The sequence below is a fragment of the Stieleria sp. genome (assembly GCF_041595215.1).
In the GTDB taxonomy this organism is placed as follows: domain Bacteria; phylum Planctomycetota; class Planctomycetia; order Pirellulales; family Pirellulaceae; genus Stieleria; species Stieleria magnilauensis.
The window spans coordinates 1-5,448 of the sequence record NZ_JBFHKV010000559.1; the positions used below are offsets into that span (position 1 = coordinate 1).

Annotated in this window: 5 protein-coding genes; 4 read left to right on the forward strand and 1 reads right to left on the reverse strand. The window is 60.1% G+C overall.

The annotated features are described in order from the left end of the window. The coding region (locus ABX749_RS19980; RefSeq protein ID WP_372897522.1) for a class I tRNA ligase family protein at window positions 1-503 on the reverse strand (503 nt) is incomplete at its 3' end. A gap of 257 nt (window positions 504-760) precedes the next feature. Between ABX749_RS19980 and ABX749_RS19985 the strand changes: the two genes are divergently transcribed. The 4 genes from ABX749_RS19985 to ABX749_RS20000 form a co-directional block, all read left to right on the forward strand. Next, window positions 761-2,095 carry a trypsin-like peptidase domain-containing protein gene (locus ABX749_RS19985; protein WP_372897523.1) on the forward strand — a complete coding sequence of 445 codons (1,335 nt, stop codon included), beginning with the start codon at window positions 761-763 and terminating at the stop codon, window positions 2,093-2,095. Window positions 2,096-2,225: 130 nt separating this feature from the next. Then, window positions 2,226-4,775, forward strand: coding sequence for a secretin N-terminal domain-containing protein (locus ABX749_RS19990; RefSeq protein ID WP_372897524.1), 2,550 nt, complete (start codon window positions 2,226-2,228; stop codon window positions 4,773-4,775). Between the two features lie 14 nt (window positions 4,776-4,789). Continuing rightward, window positions 4,790-5,026 carry a hypothetical protein gene (locus tag ABX749_RS19995; RefSeq protein ID WP_372897525.1) on the forward strand — a complete coding sequence of 79 codons (237 nt, stop codon included), beginning with the start codon at window positions 4,790-4,792 and terminating at the stop codon, window positions 5,024-5,026. After that, window positions 5,023-5,448 (forward strand): hypothetical protein (locus ABX749_RS20000; RefSeq protein ID WP_372897526.1); only part of this gene is annotated, 426 nt, incomplete at its 3' end. The genes ABX749_RS19995 and ABX749_RS20000, both read left to right, overlap by 4 nt.

Below are 5,448 nucleotides of genomic sequence, written 5' to 3' on the forward strand. Positions count from 1 at the left end.
ATCAAGTCGATCGGAGAATACGTCGCCCCGCATTGGCAATTGTCCCCCGGTTGGTTCTTGTGACCGCTGACCGGACAGGTTCCACGAACGAAGCGATCGGCCAAAAACGTCTCCGCTTCGGGGTCGTAAAGCTGTTGGATGCTCTTTTCGGTGACCAGATCGGCGTCGCGGAGGGCTTGCCAAAACAGGTGACAAAGCTCCCGATTGGCGTCGCTGTTGGTGCTGCCGTAGTGGTCAAAGTCGACGTGAAAATCGGCGAAATCGCGTTGGTGCTGAGCGCTCATGTCGGCGATCAGTTCCTCTTCGCTGCGGCCTTCCTTTTTCGCGCGGATCATGATCGCGGTGCCGTGCGTGTCGTCGGCGCAGATGTAGACGCAGCGATTGCCGATCAGACGCTGAAAACGCACCCAAATATCCGTTTGAATGTATTCCACCAGGTGGCCGATGTGGATCGGCCCGTTGGCGTACGGTAGGGCGCTGGTGACCAAGATGCGTCGGGTCATGATTTGAATAATGGGCGTGTCGAAACGGGGGGATTCAGGGGCGGATTGTACAGATCGTCGTGAAACACGTAATCCCGAATGTTTCACAGGGTTTCCCAGGGGGAAGGGTTTCGTTTGGGGTTGTCGCCACGGCGGCCGATTTCGGAAAGTCCCTTTGTCGTCAGTTTGTCTCAAGTGAGAACTCACTTGTGACGGGGGACGACAACCATTCGGCTGAAGGATCGGCCGATCCGGGCACTTGTCTAGGGAGAGACACTTTGAACACGCATTTGTTCGGCCGGCTATACCCGGCCATCGTTTCGGCGTTTGTACTGGCCACCGTGACCGTCGCGAACGCCTCGGCAGCCAACAGCGTGCTCCTGGCGTTTTCCTCGGACCATTGCGGTCATTGCCAAGCCATGGTGCCGACGCTGCGGCAACTGGAGCAACGTGGAACGCCGATCCGGCACGTCAACGTCAATGCGGAGCCCGAATTGGCGCGACGCCACGGCATTCGTCAAGTGCCGACCTACGTCGTGCTGTCGGCCGGCCGCGAATTGACGCGTTTGGTCGGAACGCAGTCCGCGCAAAGCCTGCAGCAAGCGTTGGCGATTGACCCGGCCGGCCCGCTGTTTCAAACCAAAGCCAATCTCCACAGCCAAACGGGCCCGGACGCGGCCCAGGCCCGCCGCGCCGCCGCACCCTCCGCTCCCATCAGCGACGCCCGTGGCGAAGCGATGCCCAGTCTGACGATGGCCGACGCCGTCGAACGCGCTCGAGCCGCGACGGTGCGACTGAAGGTCCACGACGGCAACGGGTTCGGGGTCGGGACCGGAACGATCATTGATCGACACGGCGACGAAGCCCTGGTGCTGACCTGCGGTCACCTGTTCCGTGAAACCAAACTGCAATCCAAAGTCGAAGTCGAACTGTTTGTCGCCGGGCAAGTCAAAACGGTCCCCGGCCAAGTCATCGACTATGACGCCGACAACCGTGATATCGCTCTGGTCGTGATGCGGCCGGGATTCGACGTCCAACCGATCCAGATCGCTAACCCCGACAACCCGCCCCAGACCGGTCAAACCGCGTTCAGCTTCGGCTGCGACCACGGCGACGATCCCTCACGCCGCGACACCGCCATCACCGGAATCAACAAGTACAACCAACATGTGGGCGCCTCGAACATCGAAATCGCTGGTGCCCCGGTCGACGGGCGCAGCGGCGGCGGACTGTTCGACGCCATGGGCCAACTGATCGGTGTCTGCAACGCCGCCGACTACAAGGGTGATGTGGGGATCTACACCGGACCGGGAAGCGTCAAATGGCAACTCGATCGCGTGCAACTGGCTCACCTCTACCAAACCCAGCCCCCGGCACCGGTGACCGTGCCGTCGCGACGAGCGAACGGCCAGCCCGGCCAGCCCCAGACCCGATTGGCCTCGCTCAACGCTCCTCAACAACCCTCGCCGAGCCACCCACGCGCCAGCCAACCCGCCGCGACGGAAATGATCGTCATCATCCGCGATCCGAACGCCCCGGGAGGGCAACGCGTGATGAACATCCAGCAGCCGACAGCTGAACTGATGGAAGTGATCAGCCGCCACGCTCGGTAACAGGCGTCTCCTGATGGAGGGTAAGAAGATTCTGGAGGTAGGAAAATGAGTTCGGCCGAACAACGACAACCTCTTCCTACGACAATCAATCTTCTTGCCCCATCATTTTCTTACCCCCTCTCCACCTCCTATGACTGCTAGCAATTCGTTTCGACGCTGCTGTTTGCCGCTCGCTGCTGCGCTGGCATGCGTACTGGTGGGCAGCGGAGCCGTGCAGGCACAGCTTGACGATGGGGACGAGATTGTCGAACTCAACTTATCGGGGACCGTCCGGGTCACGACGTTGTTGGATTTGATGAGCAAGCAGTTGGGGATCCGGTTCTTGCACGCCGCGGACATCGCCCGCCGTGACGTGACGGTTTACACGCCGGCCAAACTGCCCAAGAAAGTGTTGCCGACGTTGTTGGGCAGCCTGCTTCGCGAAGCCAACTTGGCCGTCGTCGATTCCGAAGTCCCGGGTTGGAAACGCGTCGTCGACATCGCCGACATCGTCAGCAGCGCGCCGGCCGGTGACGCCGCGGAAATCTCGCGTCGCAACGGCCCCGCCGCCGCCGTGACTCAGGTGTTGCCGGTCAAACACATTGACATCACCACCGCATCAACGTCACTGAAACCCTTTCTCAGCAAGACGGGATCCAACATCGTCGCACTCGGCGATCAAGGCATCTTGATCGTGTCCGGTTATGCCGCCGACGTGCGGTTGGTCGCGGAGCTGTTGGCGATGATCGATCGCCCCGACGCCGAGGGAACGATCGAGTTCTACCAGACGCGGCGTCGACCGCCATCGATGTTGATCGAACAATACGAAACGATCCAACCATCCGACACCACCACGAAAGCTGCCTCGGACAACAAACTAAAACTGTTGGTCGACAAGACCGGCCGTCGCGTGATCGTGGCAGGTCGCAAAGATTTAGTTGCTGCGGCGATCGGGTTACTGGAACGACTGGATTCCGGCACGGAGTTTTTGACTCGCGTTTATCGGCTGGAATACATCGGCGCATCGCGACTGGACAATCTGATTCGAGGGTTCGTCGAGATGCCCGGTGAAGGGAATCGGCGGACCGAGTCGAGATCGATTGAAACGACGATCGACGAAGAAGGCAACTTGTTGGTCGTGCGTGCCGGCGCGGAAGTTCATCAACAGATCGAAACCTTGCTCAAGGAACTCGACCAGCCGGTGGATTCCGACGAGAGTCCGATTCGGTTTTATAAGCTCAAGAACGCGACTGCGATGGAGGTGCTGTACTCGCTGCTGGCACTTCAAGAGGCCGCCGGCAGCGGCGTTGCCCAAGCCGGCGGACTGGGCGCGGGAGCGTTCGGCACGCTCGGCGGCGCGAACATGGGTGGCATCAGCCCCGCGATGGGCTTTGGCGGCAACCCGATGGGTGCTGCCGGGGCCGGCGTGAACAGCATGTTTCAAGGCGGTCGATCACGGGCGCAACAACGACTCGACGAACTCGGTGGCGGATCATTCGGCGTGGCGGGTCAAAACTTGAGCAACAACATGACCTCCAGCCGGGTCCCCAATCAGAACGCCGCACTCGGTTCGATGGCCGGTATCGGTGCCGGAGGATTCGGCGGTGGCGGCTATGGAGCGGGCGGTGGCGCCGCAGTGGCCACGTTGCCCGGCGGCGCGCGAGTGTCGGCCGATGTTGCGACCAACAGCCTGATCGTGTTCGCGCCTTCGAACGTTCAGTCGCTGTACGAAAAACTGATTCGGTCGCTCGACCAACGCCGTCCGCAAGTATTAATTCAAGCCGACATCTTGGCGATCGACACGAGCGACAATTTCTCGCTTGGCGTGGAAATCAGCGGCAGCGATCGCGAGGGATCCAAACGGCTGTTTGAATTCACCTCGTTCGGACTCAGTGAAGTCGACCCGACCACCGGCGCCCTGTCGATCAATCCCTCACTGGGTTTCAACGGCGTCTTGGTGGACCCGGAAGTCGCTGATGTGATCGTCCAGGCGCTCAGCCGACACCGGCGCGGCCGCGTGTTGTCCTCGCCGAAGGTCTTGGTCAACGACAACCAAACCGGAACGCTGAACAGTATTTCCAGCATCCCGTTCCAGGCATTCAGCCAGGGTGAAACGACCACGCTGACGGGCCTGGGCGGCAACCAGGAAGCTGGCACGACGATTTCCGTCACGCCACACATCAACGAAGACGATCATCTGCAATTGGAATTCGATGTCGAATTCAGCACCTTCATCGGTACGGCCAGCGATAATTTGCCGCCGCCGAGACAAATCGATCGGGTCGGCAGTGTCGTCACGATTCCCGATGGCAAGACGATCGTCGTGGGGGGGCTGAAGCGAACCCTCGAAGGCAACTCATTCACCGGCGTCCCCTGGTTGGAAAAGATTCCTGTGATCCGTGATCTGACCAGCTTGCGGAGCGAAGAACAGACGACGACTTCGTTCTTTCTGTTCATTCGTCCCCGAATCCTCCGCGACTCGCAATTCCGGGATTTGCAATTCCTGTCCGACCTCGAAACCCAAGACGCACAGCTGCCGGCCGACTATCCTGTTAGCAGGCCCTTGCTGGTTCCCTGCCCGACGCCCGCTGGATTGGATCCGATCGGTTCGGAACACTTGTTGCCGCCGATGCACCAGAGCGATCCGATGGACGAGTACGAGGTGATCGGCCAACCGCAGGTGGTCTATCCGTCGCCATAGCACGAACAAACGCCATGTCCGATCACGAATCTGCCGCCGAAGCCTACCGCCGCAAGATCGCCTGGCAGCGGACGCCCGAAGAGAACATGCGTTTGTTTGTCCAATTGCAACGGCAAGCGTTCGAAGTCTTGGAAGCGTGTCCCGACGCCATGGACCACTTCATCCGTCGCAACCACCGCAAGCGCCGGCAATCGGAGGTGGACAAGTTGCTTCGACGTCACGGGATCTCTCGCCCCCCTTCGCGTCCATGACCGCTCGCCCGTTCGCCCTGATCGAATTGCTGCTCGAACATTCGGTTCCGTTGGTCATCATCGGAGGACACGCGGTCAACAGCTACGGTTACGCTCGCGCGACGGAAGTTACGGATATCATCTTCGATCGAACCGAATCATCCGAGCAGGCTTTGTATTCGGCACTGTCAAAGATCAACGCGTTTTGGATCAGCGATGACATCGACCCGGTGACGCGTCTGGAGAAAACGGTCCAAGTCGATCTCCAGTACATCCGGTCGCATCGACTCATGATGCTGGGAACGGACTTGGGCTACCTCGACATTTTCGATTATCTCCCCGGCGTTGACGATGAGCCGACGTCCGTCGCATTCGAGGACGTTCATGTCGTCGGCGGGTTGCCCTACGTTTCATTGCGTTTGTTGCGAAAGATGAAACGCGCG